Origin of the sequence: Pseudomonas sp. PGPPP1 (genome assembly GCF_002255865.1) — a bacterium.
GTDB lineage: Bacteria > Pseudomonadota > Gammaproteobacteria > Pseudomonadales > Pseudomonadaceae > Aquipseudomonas > Aquipseudomonas cremoris.
In genome coordinates, this window is sequence record NZ_NKIG01000017.1 from 1 (window position 1) to 16,476 (window position 16,476).

The following is a 16,476-nucleotide window of genomic DNA, read 5'->3' on the forward strand; positions in this document are numbered from 1 at the left end:
CGGTAAAGAGCGTCCAGTTGCTACTGGCCACGACGAGCAGTCCTGGGCTCAAAACCGTCGCGTCGAACTGCGTAAGTAATTCGTCATGCGAACGTGCCGTCGTGCTCTAACTGTATTGGCTCTCAGCCTCGCACCGCTTGCGGTGTGGGCTGCGGTTCCTGTGGAAGATAGCAACTCTGGCTATAACAATAGCGGGAGCAGTTATCCGCCAGCGGGTTATGGCACGAACGGCGCCTATGCTGGGGGGGCGGCTACGTCCGCCCCCTCGGCACAGGGCGAACTGTTCAACCAGCTGCAACGTATGCAGGATCAATTGTCCCAGCAACAAGGCACGATTGAGGTTCTGCAGAATCAAGTGAACCAGCTGAAGCAAGAAGGCCTGGAGCGTTACCAGGATCTTGATCGACGCATTGGAGCCGGTGTTCAACCTGCCGCAACTCCTGATAATTCTTCTACCGGTGGTGCGCCAAGTGCCGCCGCCGGTGGTGCAGCAGCAGGGGCGGCTGCCAGCCAAGCCCCTGCCGCCAGCAGCGAACCGGGTGATCCGGCGAAGGAAAAACTGTATTACGACGCAGCCTTCGACCTGATCAAGGCCAAGGATTTCGATAAAGCCAGCCAGGCATTTACCGCTTTCCTGCGTAAATACCCCAACAGCCAGTACGCGGGCAACGCCCAATATTGGCTGGGTGAGGTGAACCTGGCCAAGGGTGATCTGCAAGCAGCCGGCCAGGCGTTTGCCAAGGTCAGCCAGTTGTACCCCAAGCATGCCAAGGTACCGGACTCGCTGTACAAACTCGCTGACGTAGAGCGCCGCCTGGGTCATACCGACAAGGTCAAAGGCATTCTGCAGCAAGTGGTTGCCCAATATCCGGGTACCTCGGCTGCGCAGTTGGCACAACGGGATCTGCAGCGGTTGTAAGCAATGCAGCCCGTTTAGAAGAAACCCGCGCCTGGCGCGGGTTTTTTCGTTAGAATCCACGCCCTTTTATGAAACACGCTCCTTGGGGTCTACGCGTTGGCGGGATCCCTTGAAGTGCCTGACGGAGGCGGACAGCCTGTTTAGCTGTTACGCCCGTGGCGACTATGCAAGACACATTACGCATCACCGAAGTTTTTTACTCGTTGCAGGGTGAAACGCGAACCGCTGGCCTGCCCACAGTATTTGTGCGCTTGACCGGCTGTCCTTTGCGTTGCCAATACTGCGACAGCGCCTACGCCTTCAGTGGCGGCACCGTGCGCACTCTTGATGACATCCTGCAGCAGGTTGCCGGTTACCGCCCGCGCTACGTCTGCGTGACCGGCGGCGAGCCCCTGGCCCAGCCTAATGCCATTCCATTACTCAAGCAGCTGTGTGACGCCGGTTATGAAGTGTCCCTGGAAACCAGTGGTGCTTTGGATATTTCCGCGGTAGACCCGCGCGTCAGCCGCGTGGTCGACCTCAAGACCCCCGGCTCCAAGGAATCGCACCGCAATCTTTACGAGAACATGGACTTGCTGACGGCCAACGATCAGGTCAAGTTCGTTATCTGTTCCCGTGACGATTACGACTGGGCGAGCTCCAAGCTCATCCAGTACGGCCTGGATCGTCGCGCCGGCGAGGTGCTGTTCTCTCCTAGTCACCACGACCTGAACGCGCGCGATCTTGCCGATTGGGTGGTTGCGGACAATCTACCAGTGCGCCTGCAATTGCAGTTGCACAAATACCTTTGGAACGATGAGCCAGGACGCTGACATGACTGAACAAACCAACGATCAAAAACGCGCTGTAATCCTGCTGTCCGGTGGCCTCGACTCCGCCACCGTGGTGGCTATGGCGCAAGCCGAAGGCTACAGCTGCTACACCATGAGCTTCGACTACGGCCAGCGCCACCGCGCCGAGTTGAACGCCGCTGCGCGCGTCGCTCGCGACATGGGTGTGGTCGAGCACAAGGTGATCGGCCTGAACCTCAATGGCATCGGTGGCTCCGCGCTTACCGACAGCAGCATCGATGTGCCTGAAACGCCGGGCGAAGGCATTCCGGTCACCTACGTGCCTGCACGTAACACCGTCTTCCTGTCCCTCGCCCTTGGCTGGGCAGAAGTGCTCAACGCGCGTGACATCTTTATCGGCGTCAACGCTGTGGACTATTCCGGCTACCCGGACTGCCGACCAGAGTTTGTCGAGTCGTTCGAGCGCATGGCCAACCTGGCGACAAAGGCCGGTGTAGAAGGGCAGGGCTTCCGCATCCTGGCGCCGCTGCAAAACCTGAGCAAGGCCGATATCGTGAAGGCTGGTGTAGGACTTGGCGTCGATTATTCGCTGACTGTTTCCTGCTACCAGGCAGACGATGACGGCCGTGCTTGTGGGAAATGCGACAGCTGCCGACTGCGTGCGGAAGGCTTCCAATCGGCCGGAATTACTGACCCAACGCGTTATTTCTGATTTATTTTAAATAAGGTGTTGAATAATCCTTAGAAATCAGTATTATACGCGCCACCACACAGCGGGTCGTTAGCTCAGTTGGTAGAGCAGTTGGCTTTTAACCAATTGGTCGTAGGTTCGAATCCCACACGACCCACCATTTTTGGCGGTTTAGAAAATCCGGAAGGCCCACGTAAGTGAGGATTTCCGGGTTTTTTTTTTGCCTGCGATTTAGTGGCTGTGGTGTCGGAGGTTGCGCAAAAGCCGATTCAACCTGTCAGGCGTGCGGCGAGTTTGTTCACGTTGACGTGGCCTTGATGATGCGAAAATAAGTCCACTCGCTCGCCTGTGCAGTAGTCGCCACTGCATCGCCACTGATGCCAGTGCATGTATCCTTGGTTGTCGGCCATATAGGCCAAAAGGTGCCCAGGAGAGGCGAATGGCCGTAACTGTGCGAGTGTCGGGTGTATGAAGCATGTCAGGCTGATACGTCATGGAGAAAGTGCTGCCAATGCTGGTGAACCCAGCCTGGATCACGCGAGCATCCCTCTTACGGTAAGGGGTGTCGAACAGGCGCATCAGGTGGCGTGTTCCTTTGATCATGCTCCCGGTCTGGTCGTTGCCTCGCCGTTTTCCCGGGCCCAGTCAACCGCTATGGCTACAGTAGCGAGGTATCCGGCGATTCGGCTCGAGACGTGGCCCATTCACGAATTTACTTACCTTGAGCCCGCACGGTGCGTTAACACCACTGTGGCTCAGCGGCGGGCTTGGGTCGATGAGTATTGGGTCAGGTCAGACCCGGCGTTTACGGATGGTGCAGGCGCTGAATCCTTCCTGGATTTTTTGTGCAGGGCTCGGTCTTTCCTGGAGCGACTGGCAGCGCACCCTGCCGATGACATTGCGGTGTTTTCCCATGGGCAATTCATCAATGCTGTCGCTTGGCTGATCGAGCGCAAGCCGCAGGGTATTGATGGTCGAGCTATGGCCGACTGGCGTGAATACGAAATCCAGAACCCTGTGCCTAACGGTTGCGGCTACAGGTTGTCCTGGTCCGCAGGCGAGACGGTTTGGATGAAAGCCCTGCCGCTCTCTCCTCGAGACGTGTGCGAGGTGTTGCGCGAGGTTGCCTGGGGGCGGCGCGTGATGACCAGGGTGGGGCGGATGTCCGATAGCGATCACCTTGACGTTGAAGTCGGCGGTTGGCGTATGTCGATCTACAGCAGCTGCGGTGAACTCGACTTCTGCCAAACCTGCATTAGCCCTGATGGGCGGCGCTGGTCGTTTGATTCGGGTGCCCGCTATGGGACTGATCCCGTGGCGTTGCTATCGACTTGGGAGCACAAAACGCTCGGGGATTTGCTGAAGAATCTTTAGGTGGGCGCGCTTACTCGCGCCACGAACAATCCGGAAAGCCACACGTGGGTGTGGCTTTCCGGATTTTTTTTGCCTGTGGATTGGCTCGGTTCTTGAGCGCTTAAAATATCTCCAGGGAATATAGTATTTACAGAAATGTATTCATGGCTTATAAAATGACCAATAACACAAAGTGAAATACAAAATCAATTCACCTGTGAAAATAACATTTCCAAATGAATAAATAGAAAATTCTGCCCTTCATTGAATGATGGCGCTTGCCGTCCTTTTTGCTCCCACCAAGCTCGGGTACCTTGCATGACCACTCTCAAAGCCTTCACCAGAAACCTCCTGTTATCAGCCTCGCTGCTGGTCGGTGGCCTTGGCGCCACTGCCACTCAAGCCGCGACGCCTGCGCCTGTCACCTATGGTGGCTCGACCTGGTTCAGCAGCTTTCCGGTCTGGGTGGGCATTGATAAGGGTATCTTCAAAAAGAATGGCCTGGACGTTAAGTGGCAGCTCTTTGGTACCTCGTCGAGCCGGATGAGCGCGATGGTGTCCGGTAATCTGGACTTCGCCGCGTCCAGCGCGATTCCTGCGTTGTCCTTGATGGCGGCGGGCAGCAAGTCGTTCGAGGTGGTCTCGGAGCCGGATTCCTTTGTGACCGTGCAGGGAGTGTTCACCAACGGCGAGATCAAGGACATCGCCAGCCTCAAGGGCAAGAAGATCGGCGTCACTTACGCATCAAGCGGACACATTCTCATCCTTGACCTGCTCAAACAAGCGCAGATGGACCCGAACAAGGACGTGATGCTGCTGAACATGCCGACCCAGGAAATGCCGGCTGCCCTCAAAACCGGGCAAATCGATGCTGCCGTCGCGTGGTCGCCAACCTTCAACATCCTGCAACAGCAGGGCAGCACGCTTCTGGCCGATGACACCCAGTTCAGCCTCTACAAGCAATTCAAGATCGGCACCGGGCCGGACATCCTGATCGCAAGCCGCGCCTACACCAAAGAGCATCCGAAGGAAGCCCAAGCGTTTGTGGACAGCTACATGGAGGCGATCGCGTTCATCAAGGCAAACCCGGAGGAGGCGGCGAAGTCCATCACCGAGTTGACCAAGCTACCGGTGGAAGAACAGCTCAAGACCATTAACGCCATCGAATGGCATGACCTGGCCGACCAGAAAAAAACCTTGATCGAGACCCAGAGCTTCCAGCACGGCCTCAACCAATTGGCGGCCTTCATGGTGGAGAACAAGCAGCTGTCCAAGGTCCCGGCCGTGGATGACTGGTTCAACACCTCGTTCGTCAGTCATGCAGAGATCCGTCCATGAGTAACTCTGTAGCTCGCCCCTATGTACCCATGGGCACCGGCATCGTGTCGCGGCTGATCATTGGCTTTGCCACGCTGATCATCATCCTGGCTATCTGGGAAGCAGCGGTAAAGATGGGGTTTGTCGAAGCCTTGTTCCTGCCGGCACCATCGGATATCTGGCACCGCGCCGTCGACATGACGGGCGACGGCAGCCTGATTGCCAACATCTTCGCTTCGACCCGCCGTGTCATGGTCGGCTTCCTGCTGGCCACTATCGTCGCTGTCCCACTGGGCATTGCCATGGGCTCGTCGCCGTTGTGCATGGCGATCTTCAACCCGCTGTTGTCGTTCCTGCGGCCATTGCCGTCGATGAGCTGGGTGCCGCTGTCGCTGTTGTGGTTCGGCATTTCCGAGTCGCAAAAGTACTCCATCGTGTTCATGGGCTCCCTGGCACCGGCGTTGCTGTACATCATCGATTCGACCCGTAACGTCGACCCGCTGCTGATTCGCGCCGCCAAGAACCTGGGCGCCAAGCGTCATAACATCATGTTCGGGATCATCCTGCCCGCGGCGCTGCCGCAGATCATCACCGGCCTGAAAGTGATGCTCGGCATCGCCTGGACCTGCGTGATCTCCGCCGAACTGATCGCCGCCCGTGAAGGCCTGGGCTTCATGATCATGAACGGCAAGGAATACTTCCAGACCGACACCGTGGTGTTGGGCATGGTCATGATCAGCATCACCGTACTGCTCACCGACCTGGTGATGCGCATTATCGAGAGGAGGCTCGTATCGTGGCAGGACTGAATCCAATCATTGAGCTCGAAGGCGTGTCCAAGCGCTACGGCGACATGCTGGCGCTGGACAATGTCAGCCTGCGCATCGAGAAAGGCGAGTTCGTGGTGATTGTCGGCGCCTCGGGCTGCGGCAAGAGCACCACCCTCAACATGATCGCCGGCTTTGATCACCCCAGCGAAGGGCTGGTGAAGGTCGAGGGTCGCCAGGTGACCGAAGTGAGCCCCAACACCGGCATGGTGTTCCAGCAGTACGCGCTGTTCCCGTGGCTGAGTGTGCTCGACAACATTGCCTACGGCCTGAAGATGAAGGGCATGAAAAAGGCCGAGCGCCGCGCCATTGCCCAGCAGTTTGTCGACATGGTCGGCCTCAAGGGCTTTGAAAACGCCTATCCCAAGCAACTGTCTGGCGGTATGAAGCAGCGCGTGACGATTGCCCGGGTGCTGGCCAACGACCCGGCAGTGATGCTGTTCGACGAACCCTTCGCCGCACTGGATGCCATGACTCGCCAGGTGTTGCAGGAAGAGTTGGTGCGCATCTACGAGCAAAGCGGCAAGACCATCGTCTTCATCACTCACTCCATTGATGAAGCGCTGATGCTGTCCTCGCGCATCCTGATCATGTCGGCCCGGCCGGGCAAGATCGCCCAGGACATCGTCAACGACCTGCCGCACCCGCGTAACGCCGACGTGCAGTTGTCGGAGCAGTATTTGGCAATGAAGCAAAAGATCTGGAAGACCGTTCAGGGCGAGGTGGCTAAAAGTCTAGCAGCGCGCTGACGAAGCCATCGGGCGTAGATCTGCGTTGGAAGGTCTGCGCCGGGGCTTCGCTCGTCCATAGCTTTTCAATAAAAACTATATTTGCAAGCGATTTTGTTAATGCCTTAGATAAAGGTTTTATTGGTAAATAAATTCACTTACGAACTTAAAATTGTCAGGCGAAAAATGAACACTTCCAGCGAATCTTTTATCCTCACCGTCAGTTGCCCGGCCACCTCGGGCATCGTCGCCGCCGTCACCTCTTACCTGGCGCAGCAGAAGTGCTACATCAGTGAGCTGGCACAGTTCGACGACGAATATACCGGGCGCTTCTTTCTGCGGGCGGTGTTTCGTTTCAACGCCGGTGTGGCCGGTGATATTGAAGCGCTCAAGCCAGGCTTTGAGCCTGTGGCCCACGAGTTTGACATGACCTGGCAGATCCACGACCGCAGCCGCCCGATGAAGGTGCTGCTGATGGTCAGCAAGTTCGACCATTGCCTGTCCGACTTGCTGTACCGCCGCCACAAGGGCGAGATGGAGATGGAGATCACCGCCATCGTCTCCAATCATAAAGACCTGCGCGCCATGGCCGAGCGCGAAGGCATCCGCTTTATCCACTTGCCGGTGACCAAAGACACCAAGGCCCAGCAAGAGCAGGCGCTGCTCGATGTGGTGCGCGAAACGGGTACCGAATTGGTGGTGCTGGCGCGCTACATGCAAATCCTCTCTGACGACTTGTGCAAGCAACTCAGTGGTCGCGCGATCAACATTCACCACTCGTTCCTACCCGGTTTCAAGGGTGCCAAGCCGTATCACCAAGCGTTCGAGCGCGGGGTAAAACTGATCGGCGCCACCGCGCACTACGTGACCTCCGACCTGGACGAAGGCCCGATTATCGAGCAGGAAGTGCAGCGCGTGGACCACGCCTACAAGCCTGAGGATTTGGTAGCCATCGGTCGCGACACCGAAACCGTCGCCTTGTCCAAGGCCGTCAAATACCACCTGGAGCACCGCGTGTTCATGAACCACGACCGTACGGTGATCTTTCGATGAACACACCGCACATCATCGATGGGAAGCTGGCCGCACGCGCGGTGCTCGCAGCGGTCAAGCACGAGGTCGAGGTGCTCGGCGCCGAGGGCCTGCAGCCGTGTCTGGCCGTGGTGCTGGTGGGCAACGACCCGGCCAGTCGCGTGTATGTACGCAACAAGGTCGAGCGCTGCGCAGAGGTGGGTATCTGCTCCATGGAGCATCTATTGCCGGCAGATATTGACCAGGCCACGGTGCTGGCGTTGATCACCGACCTGAATGCCGACCCGTTGGTCAACGGCATTCTGGTGCAGATGCCGTTGCCCGGGCAGATCGACGAAGCGGCGGTGATCCAGGCGATTGACCCGCGCAAGGATGTCGATGGTTTCCACCGCGAAAACGTCGGCGCGTTGACCCTCGGCCAACCGGCGTTGTACCCGTGCACCCCCAGCGGCTGCATGTACCTGCTCAACCAAGTGCTTGGCGACTTGAACGGCAAGCACGCGGTGGTGGTAGGGCGTTCGAACATCGTCGGCAAGCCGATGGCCGCGCTGCTGCTGCAAGCCCATTGCACGGTGACCGTATTGCATTCGCGCAGCGTGGATGCGCCGCGCCTGTGCCGCGAAGCCGATATCGTCATCGCCGCCGTTGGCCGCCCGCAGTTGATCACGGCGGACTGGCTCAAAGAGGGCGCCGTGGTGATCGACGTCGGCATCAACCGTATTGCCGAAGCCGACAGAACTCGCCTGGTAGGCGATGTGGACTTCGCCAGCGCCTCGCAAAAAGCCTCTGCCATCACGCCTGTGCCTGGTGGCGTCGGTCCCATGACCATCGCCTTCCTGCTGCAAAACACCGTCCGCGCCCTGCGCCAGCAACTGTCCGTACCTGGAGCTCACCATGCCCTTTAGCCTATTGAAATACGGCTTGTCGTCCGAGTACCCGGTGGAAGTGGATTTGCCGGCGCCCAAGGAACTTAAATCGGCCTATGACGTGGTCATCATCGGCGCCGGCGGTCACGGTCTCGCCACCGCTTACTACCTGGCCAAGTACCACGGCATCACCAACGTGGCCGTGCTGGAAAAGGCCTACCTGGGCGGTGGCAATACCGCACGCAACACGGCGGTGATTCGCTCCAACTACCTGACCTCCGAAGGCGTGCGCTTTTACATCGAATCGGTGCGCATGTTCAAAGAACTGTCCAACGAGTTCGATTTCAACATCATGTACTCCGAGCGCGGGCAACTGACGTTGGCGCACACCGACGCCACGGTGCGTGCGTTTCGCCAGCGTGCGGAAGTGAACAAACACTTTGGCGGACGCTGCGAAATGATCGACCGCCAGCAGATCCGCGAACTGGTGCCGTCCCTCAACCTTGACCCGGGCCATCTGCCGGTGCTCGCAGGGCTCTGGCACGAAGACGGCGCCACCGCGCGCCACGATGCAGTGGCCTGGGGCTACGCCAAGGAAGCGGCCAAGCGCGGCGTAGAAATCCATCAGCTCACCGAAGTGCAGGACTTGGTCATCACCAACGGCCGCATCACCGCCATCAAGACCAATCGCGGCAACATCCAATGTGGCTGTGTGGTGCAAGCGGTGGCCGGTTCCAGTTCGATCCTGCTGAACAAGGCCGGGATCAAGGCGCCGATCCATACCTACCCCTTGCAGGCGATGGTCACCCAGCCGTTCAAGCCATTCCTCGACCCGCTGGTGAGTTCGTCGGCGCTGCACTGCTACGTGCAGCAGACCAGCCGTGGCGAGATCGTCTTCGGCGGCGGCTCCGACCCGTACCCGCTGTACAACTCGCGCTCCACCCTGGACCTCAAGGAAAGCCTGCTAACCGCCGCCATCGAGATGTTCCCGTTCATGGCCAACGCCAAGCTGATGCGCCAATGGGGCGGCATGACCGACATGACCCCCGACTACAGCCCGATCATGGGTTTGTCTCCGGTGGAAAATTACTACCTCGACGCCGGCTGGGGCACCTGGGGCTTCAAGGCCACGCCCATCACCGGCAAGACCATGGCCGAACTGGTCGCCAGCGGCGGCCAGGTGCCGGACCTGATCAAACCGTTTGCCCTCGACCGGTTTTCCACCTTCCAGCAAGTCAACGAGATGGGCGCGACAGCGGCCAGCCACTGACGGAGTGCACGTATGAAAATCATGACCTGCCCCCTCAACGGCGCGCGCAACATCAACGAGTTCACCTACGGCGGCGAAGTCAAAAGCATGCCCGACCCTGCCACCTGCTCCACGGCCGAGTGGGCCGACTACGTGTTCAACAGCGAGAACATCGCCGGTGTGGTCACTGAATGGTGGATGCACAACGCGTCCAGCTACTGGTTTATCGCCGTGCGCCATACCGTCACCGACCAGATTCTGCGCACCTTCGACCCCAAGGAACTGTTCACCCGGCGAATCGACTTCGCCACGGAGGCTTCCCAATGACGCGCCTGCCTGCCCCGATGGGCCTGTTGATCGACCGCAACAAGCCTGTAAGTTTTTCTTTCGACGGCCGCCAGTTTCAGGGCTTCAGCGGTGATACCGTCGCCAGCGCCTTGCTGGGTAGCGACCAGTGGCTGATGTCCCGCTCGTTCAAATACCACCGCGCCCGTGGCCCGCTGACCATGGCCGCCCAAGACGCCAATACCCTGGTGCAGTTGCCAGACGAGCCGAATGTTATCGCCGACCTGCAACCGCTGTTGCCGGGCTTGCAAGTGACCCCGCAAAACATCAGCGGCACGCTGGAGAAAGACAAGGACGCCTACCTGGGCAAGTTCTCCAAGTTCATGCCGGTGGGGTTCTACTACCGCGCGTTCTACAAGCCCAAGGGCATGTGGAAGCGCTGGGAGCCGTTGATTCGCAAGAAAGCGGGCCTGGGTGTACTCGACCTGGAGTTCAAGCCTGAGTACCACGACAAGGCCTTCCTGTTCTTTGATGTGGTAGTCATCGGCAGCGGCCCCGCAGGCCTGAGCGCAGCGCTGACCGCAGCGGACGCCGGCGCCAAGGTGCTGCTGGTCGAACAGCAGCCGGTCCTCGGCGGTGCGCTGACCTATGCGCGCTTCGACCTGGACGCCAACTTGGCCAGCGGCACCCGTGAGCAAATGGTCGGCGCGGCAAGCAATCACCCGAATATCCGCGTGATGACCGACGCCACCTGCAATGCCTGGTTTGCCGACAACTACCTGCCGATCCACCAGGGCAAGCGCATGTACAAGGTGCGGGCGCGCCAGTGCATCGTCGCCAGCGGCGCGTTCGACCAGCCGGTGGTGTTCCGCAACAACGACCTGCCGGGCGTGGTGCTCACCAGTGCGGTGCAGCGCTTGATGCGTTTGTACGCGGTCAAACCGGGCCAGCGCGCCGTGGTCCTCACCGGCAACGACGACGGCTATCTCGCCGCATTGGATTTGCACGAACAAGGCGTGACCGTGGCCGCCTTGCTCGACATGCGCCCACAGCCGGCGTCACCTGCATTGCTGGCGGCGGTGAAGGCCAAGGGCATCGTGGTGCACCTGGAGCATACGGTGTACGAAGCGCTCACCGACAAGCGCGGCCTGCATGTCACCGGCGTGGATGTGCGCCGTATCGTCGGCCAGGGCCGCGTCGCCGACCAGGGCCAAGTGCTGGACTGTGACTTGCTGTGCATGTCTGCCGGCTATATGCCGGTCTATCAACTGCTGTGCCAGGCCGGTGGTGCGCTGAGCTACAACGACACGCGTGCCGCGTTCGCCATCAAGGGCCTGCCGGAAAACTTGCAGATTGCCGGCTCCGTGAATGGGCAGCACGCGCTGGGCAATGTTATCGAAGACGGTCGCTATGCCGCGATCAAGGCGCTGGCTGCGCTGGGCCTGGGTGAAGCGCCGACGCAGGCGCCGGCTGCTGACAGTACACGGGTCAACTTCGACTGGCCGATCTTTGCCCACCCTAAAGGCAAGGAATTCGTCGATTACGATGAAGACCTGCAAATCCGCGACATCATCAACGCCACTCGCCATGGCTACCGCGATGTGCAACTGGTCAAGCGCTTCTCCACCGTGGGCATGGGGCCATCCCAGGGGCGTCACTCCGCTTTGCCGACGGCGCGTTTGGTGGCTGCATCCACTCACCGCAACATCAGCGAAACCGGCGTGACCACTGCGCGTCCGCCGTTCACCGAAGAGAAACTCGCGCTGCTGGCCGGGCGTGGCTTCGACCCTTACCGCCGTACCCCGATGCATGAGCGCCACTTGCAGGCCGGCGCGAAAATGATGTCCGCCGGTATCTGGCAGCGCCCTGCGTTTTACGGCCCGGCCCATGAGCGCGAACGCTGCATGCGTGAAGAGGCCGAGTGCGTGCACAACAACGTCGGCCTGATCGACGTGTCCACCCTTGGCGGCCTGGATGTGCGCGGCCCGGACGCGGCTGAACTGCTGGAGCGCATGTACACGTTCGGCTTCAAGAAGCTGGCAGTGGGTCGTACTCGCTATGCGCTGCTGACCAACGAGCAAGGCGTGGTGGGCGATGACGGCGTGGCGTGCCGCCTGGCCGACAACCACTTCTACGTCTCGGCCACCACCAGCGGCGTGGACCGTATCTACCAGCAAATGCTGCAGTGGAATGCGCAATGGCGTCTGGATGTGGACGTGGCCAACGTCACCGCCGCTTACGCTGCGGTCAACTTGGCCGGGCCGCAATCGCGCAAGGTGCTGGAGAAGGTCTGCACCGATGTCGACCTCAGCGCCGAAGCCTTCCCTTACCTGGGTGTGCGCGAAGGCACCGTGGCCGGCATTCCCGCACGCATCCTGCGGGTGGGTTTCGTGGGCGAACTGGGTTACGAAATCCACGTGCCGGCGCGTTATGCCGAAGCCTTGTGGGACCTCCTGCTGGAGACCGGCAAACCCTTCGGCATTCGCCCGTTCGGCGTCGAAACCCAACGCCTGCTGCGCCTGGAAAAAGGCCACGTGATCATCAGCCAGGACACCGACGGCATGACCCACCCCGGCGAGATCGACATGCAGTGGGCGATTGCCCGCAAGAAGCCGTTCTTCATCGGCAAGCGCTCGGTGGAAATCCTCGAAGCCCAGCCACTCAAGCGCAAGCTGGTGGGTTTCAAGCTGGACAAGACGCAACCGCTGCCCCTGGAAGGCCACCTGGTACTCGAAGGTGCCGATATCAGCGGCAACGTCACCTCGTGTGAGTACTCCAGCACCCTGGACGCCATCATCGGTTTGGCCTACGTCGGCGCCAAGCAGGCCGCACCGGGCAGTCAAGTGCCGATCCGTGTGGAAGGCGGCCAGGTCGTCAGCGCCACGGTGGTCGAACTGCCTTTCTATGACCCTGAAAACAAGCGTCAGGAGCTTTGATATGAATAACCTTGAGCGAAGCCCGCTGCACTCGTTGCACGCCGGCGCGGCGATGGTTTCAGCCGGTGGCAAGCTGTTCGTAGAGGCCTATGACAGCGACGCGCGTGAATGCGGGCTGGTGGACCTGGCCAACCTGCACCGCGTTGGCTTTCGCGGCGCCCAAGCCGCCGACTACCTGACCGGCCACGGTTTCAGCCTGCCATCGCAGCCCAACACCGCCGTACGCCAGCCGGGCGGCGAGTGGATTGCACGGCTGTCGATGAACGAATACTTTTTGCTCGGCGCCCTCAGCGACGGCGGTGAGCGCCTGGCGCAACTGGAAGCCGGGTGGGCACTCAGCCAGCAAGCCAACTACTGCCTGCCACGTCAGGACAGCCACACTTGCCTGGCACTGTTCGGCCCGCGTATCAGCGAGATCATGGCCAAGCTCTGCGGCGTTGATTTGAGCGCTTCGGCGTTCGCACCGGGCAGCGTCGCGCAGACCTCGGTGGCGCGGGTCAATGGCATCATCGTCAACACGGGCACGCGCGACACGCCATGCTTTCACCTGCTGTTTGATCGGGCATCGGCGCACTACCTGTGGCATGTGTTGATCGATGCAATGCAGGAGTTTGACGGCGCACCGGCAGGCATCAACGTCTTCTGCGCCGTATCGCGATAGCGCTTTCTGTAGTGAGCGGGCTTGCCCCGCGCTGGGGGGCGAAGCCACCCCAACCCAGGCACCGCGTTTCTCCAGTTAGAACAAGGTGTCAGGATTTGGGGCGGCTTCGCCACCCAGCGCGGGGCAAGCCCGCTCACTACAACGCCAGTCCCACATTTTGATTTGTGTCGCGCCTGACACTGGTATCTTGTCTGGCATTCGATAGCCAGATCCATTTTGTAGACGAGAGATGCACATGAGCGAGCAGGACCCCTCAGCCAAAGACCTGGACTACATCGTTCCAGCCCTTCAGCGCGGTCTGCGCATCCTGGAACTGTTCAACTCCGACCAACGCAACCTGAACATGAACGAACTGGCCGAACTCATGGGCGGCAGCGTTTCCTCCATCTACCGCATCGTGCAAACCCTGGCTGCGATGGGCTACCTGCAAAAAGTCGGCAAGAACGGTTACGAGCTGGGGCCTCAGCTCATCTCTCGCGGTTTCACTTACCTGGCCAGCCGCGACATCGTCGACGTGGCGTTGCCGCACCTGAACACCCTGCGCGATCGCACCTCGTTATCGTGCCACTTGAGCATCCGCGAACAGCACCACACCCTCTACATCTATCGCTCGTTCGCCCAGCAACGGTTGTCGGTGAATATCCCCATCGGCACCCGTATTCCGTGTCATTGCAACGCCATGGGCAAGATGCTGCTCAGCTCCATGAGCGAAGCGGAGTTGGAGTCGCTGTACCAGCACGTGCGTCTCGACGACCACATGACGTCCGGCCCCAGGAACTTGCCAGACCTCAAGCTGGCTATCAGCGAAGCCCGCGAGCAAGGTTGGGTGCTTAGTCGCTCGGACTACGCCACGGCCATTGCCACCGCGATCCGCGACCATGAGGGCAATGTGGTTGCTGCCATCAACGTGTCTGGACCCGATGCCATGATGGCCGCCGAAGGCGTGCTGGAGCGCACCCGCGACATGCTGCTCGAATGCGCCCGGCAGATTTCCGCCGAGGCCGGTTACCGGCCCGCAGCGCTGGGGTGAAATGAGTCTTGGATGACAGGCCCCCATTGCTGGTTTGCCGGCAGTGGGTTGCTGCTTGCCAGGCGCCGCCTTGGGCGGCAAAAGCCTCACGACTGGCGCTCGAAACCGCTCAGTCAGATTGGGGTTAAAAGGTCTGAAACAGCAACGTAAAGCCAGTCAAAGTCTTTGAAATACCTAGGATTGTCCGACAATCCTGCGCATGAAAAACTCTTCATAAACCCGCTTCTCGAACGTTGGTAGCTTCCTCATCGCTGCCCAATAATTCGAGTCCTAATAATGAATAACAAAACTCTTAAAGGCGCCTTGGCGCTTGCCGTTTCACTGGCCTCCACCCCACTGTTCGCCGGTGGTTTCGCGCTTAATGAACAAAGCATCAGTTCAATGGGTACGGGCTATGCCGGCCGCTCTTCTTCTGCCGACGACGCCAGCACGGTGTTCGGCAACCCTGCGGGCATGTCCCGTCTCAAGAAGAATGAAGTGAGCATCGGCGCGACCTACCTCGATGCCAAATCCAACATCAAGGATGCCCATTCGACCCAGTTCGGTGCCGACAACCCAGGCACCGACAAGGGCAACATGGTGCCTGGCATTGCCGTGCCGATGGGCTACCTGGTCACGCCCATCGACGAACACTGGGCATTCGGCCTGGGGATCTACGCGCCGTTCGGCCTGGTGACCGATTACGAGCACAGCTTCCAGGGCAATGGCTTTGGCAACAAGAGCAAGGTGCAGGTCATCACCGTGCAGCCGACCATCAGCTATGCCTTCAACGATATCGTTTCGGTGGGCTTTGGCCCGACCTTCAACCGCATCAGTGGCGAGTTAGACTCCAACGTCCCCCTAGGTGGTGGCGCGGGTGAAAGCGTCAAGGTCAAGGGCAATGACAACGCCACCGGGTTCAACGCCGGTATCCTTGTGCAACCTCTGGAAAGCACCCGTTTCGGTGTGACCTACCACTCGCAAGTGGTGTACCACCTCACGGGCAAGACCAACGCTTCTGGCCTGATTTCCAACGCGTTCGACGGCGGCCCGCAGCGTTATGACGCCAGCCTCAACGTGACCACGCCGTCCTCGGTGGATTTCTCGGTCACCCACCAACTCAATGACGATTGGACCCTTTACCTGGGCAGCACCTACACCCGTTGGAGCCAGTTGAAAAAGATCACGATCAACAACGATGGGGTGTCCGACCTCACCGCACAGTTCGGTGGCCTGGGCACGATCACCGAACAACAGCACTGGCATGACACCTGGTCCCACGCGATTGGCGCGTCCTATCGAGTGAACAAGGAACTGGTGCTGCGGACCGGCTTCTCGGTGGACCAGACGCCTACAAACAATACGGATCGCTCTGTGCGGATTCCCACCGGCGACCGCACCGTATTCAGCCTGGGTGCCGGCTGGACACCGATCGAAAACGTGACGTTTGACGTGGCGTATTCCTACCTCAAGGAAGAACCGATCAAGGTTCACCAGAACCTGAGCCAGGTCGGCCTGACCTATGACGCCAAGTATGAAAACAGCGCCAATGGTTTCGGTGGGTCGGTGACTTACCGCTTCTGATCGCGCCAAGCAGTGAACACAGGGAACCTCAAGTGAGGTTCCTTTTTTTGCCCGACAGACGCGTCCGCGATTGCCAGATTGGGCTTTTGAATCGATTCGATATTCTGTAGCCTTGCGCAGCTTCACCTTTACCCGTGCTTGATGAACAAAAACACTTCGTCCGGCGGCGCCCGAAGGGCTCCAGAGCCGGTGGTACACTCGACTTTCGCGCAACTGCGCCTGCAGGTC

General features: G+C 59.6%; 15 protein-coding genes, 1 tRNA gene and 1 pseudogene. All 17 read left to right on the forward strand.

Annotated features, from left to right (window positions below; genetic code table 11):
• Positions 1 to 79, forward strand: a pseudogene (locus CFE47_RS18660) (peptidoglycan-associated lipoprotein Pal); the annotation flags it as partial.
• Between the two features lie 6 nt (positions 80 to 85).
• Positions 86 to 919 (forward strand): tol-pal system protein YbgF, encoded by an 834-nt coding sequence (gene ybgF / locus CFE47_RS18665; protein WP_185708065.1) that lies wholly within the window; start codon positions 86 to 88, stop codon positions 917 to 919.
• 164 nt (positions 920 to 1,083) lie between these two features.
• Positions 1,084 to 1,731 carry a 7-carboxy-7-deazaguanine synthase QueE gene (queE, locus tag CFE47_RS18670; protein WP_185708063.1) on the forward strand — a complete coding sequence of 216 codons (648 nt, stop codon included), beginning with the start codon at positions 1,084 to 1,086 and terminating at the stop codon, positions 1,729 to 1,731.
• A 1-nt stretch (position 1,732) separates the two neighbouring features.
• Positions 1,733 to 2,422, forward strand: coding sequence for a 7-cyano-7-deazaguanine synthase QueC (gene queC, locus CFE47_RS18675; RefSeq protein WP_286839283.1), 690 nt, complete (start codon positions 1,733 to 1,735; stop codon positions 2,420 to 2,422).
• Between the two features lie 63 nt (positions 2,423 to 2,485).
• Positions 2,486 to 2,561, forward strand: a tRNA-Lys gene (locus tag CFE47_RS18680).
• Between the two features lie 308 nt (positions 2,562 to 2,869).
• Complete coding sequence (locus CFE47_RS31795) at positions 2,870 to 3,775, forward strand: histidine phosphatase family protein (protein ID WP_446677024.1); 906 nt, start codon at positions 2,870 to 2,872, stop codon at positions 3,773 to 3,775.
• 297 nt (positions 3,776 to 4,072) lie between these two features.
• Positions 4,073 to 5,092, forward strand: a complete 1,020-nt coding sequence (locus CFE47_RS18690; RefSeq protein WP_286839285.1) for an ABC transporter substrate-binding protein — start codon at positions 4,073 to 4,075, stop codon at positions 5,090 to 5,092.
• Positions 5,089 to 5,880: an ABC transporter permease gene (locus CFE47_RS18695; protein WP_286839287.1), complete on the forward strand. Its 792-nt coding sequence runs from the start codon at positions 5,089 to 5,091 to the stop codon at positions 5,878 to 5,880. Before CFE47_RS18690 ends, CFE47_RS18695 begins: the two co-directional genes overlap by 4 nt.
• Complete coding sequence (locus CFE47_RS18700) at positions 5,868 to 6,647, forward strand: ABC transporter ATP-binding protein (RefSeq protein ID WP_286839289.1); 780 nt, start codon at positions 5,868 to 5,870, stop codon at positions 6,645 to 6,647. Before CFE47_RS18695 ends, CFE47_RS18700 begins: the two co-directional genes overlap by 13 nt.
• 165 nt (positions 6,648 to 6,812) lie before the next feature.
• Complete coding sequence (gene purU / locus CFE47_RS18705) at positions 6,813 to 7,679, forward strand: formyltetrahydrofolate deformylase (RefSeq protein WP_286839291.1); 867 nt, start codon at positions 6,813 to 6,815, stop codon at positions 7,677 to 7,679.
• Positions 7,676 to 8,563 carry a bifunctional methylenetetrahydrofolate dehydrogenase/methenyltetrahydrofolate cyclohydrolase FolD gene (folD, locus tag CFE47_RS18710; RefSeq protein WP_286839293.1) on the forward strand — a complete coding sequence of 296 codons (888 nt, stop codon included), beginning with the start codon at positions 7,676 to 7,678 and terminating at the stop codon, positions 8,561 to 8,563. The genes purU and folD overlap by 4 nt, the downstream gene beginning before the upstream one ends.
• Positions 8,553 to 9,794 carry an FAD-dependent oxidoreductase gene (locus tag CFE47_RS18715; protein ID WP_286839296.1) on the forward strand — a complete coding sequence of 414 codons (1,242 nt, stop codon included), beginning with the start codon at positions 8,553 to 8,555 and terminating at the stop codon, positions 9,792 to 9,794. Before folD ends, CFE47_RS18715 begins: the two co-directional genes overlap by 11 nt.
• A 12-nt stretch (positions 9,795 to 9,806) precedes the next feature.
• Positions 9,807 to 10,100, forward strand: a complete 294-nt coding sequence (locus CFE47_RS18720; protein ID WP_286839297.1) for a sarcosine oxidase subunit delta — start codon at positions 9,807 to 9,809, stop codon at positions 10,098 to 10,100.
• Positions 10,097 to 12,994, forward strand: coding sequence for an FAD-dependent oxidoreductase (locus tag CFE47_RS18725; RefSeq protein WP_286839300.1), 2,898 nt, complete (start codon positions 10,097 to 10,099; stop codon positions 12,992 to 12,994). The genes CFE47_RS18720 and CFE47_RS18725 overlap by 4 nt, the downstream gene beginning before the upstream one ends.
• 52 nt (positions 12,995 to 13,046) lie before the next feature.
• Positions 13,047 to 13,655 (forward strand): sarcosine oxidase subunit gamma, encoded by a 609-nt coding sequence (locus tag CFE47_RS18730; RefSeq protein ID WP_286839514.1) that lies wholly within the window; start codon positions 13,047 to 13,049, stop codon positions 13,653 to 13,655.
• Between the two features lie 235 nt (positions 13,656 to 13,890).
• Positions 13,891 to 14,685, forward strand: a complete 795-nt coding sequence (locus CFE47_RS18735; protein WP_185708045.1) for an IclR family transcriptional regulator — start codon at positions 13,891 to 13,893, stop codon at positions 14,683 to 14,685.
• Positions 14,686 to 14,961: 276 nt separating this feature from the next.
• The gene (locus CFE47_RS18740; RefSeq protein WP_286839304.1) at positions 14,962 to 16,248 is read left to right on the forward strand and encodes an OmpP1/FadL family transporter; all 1,287 of its coding nucleotides are present in this window, start codon (positions 14,962 to 14,964) and stop codon (positions 16,246 to 16,248) included.
• The last annotated feature ends 228 nt before the right edge of the window (positions 16,249 to 16,476 follow it).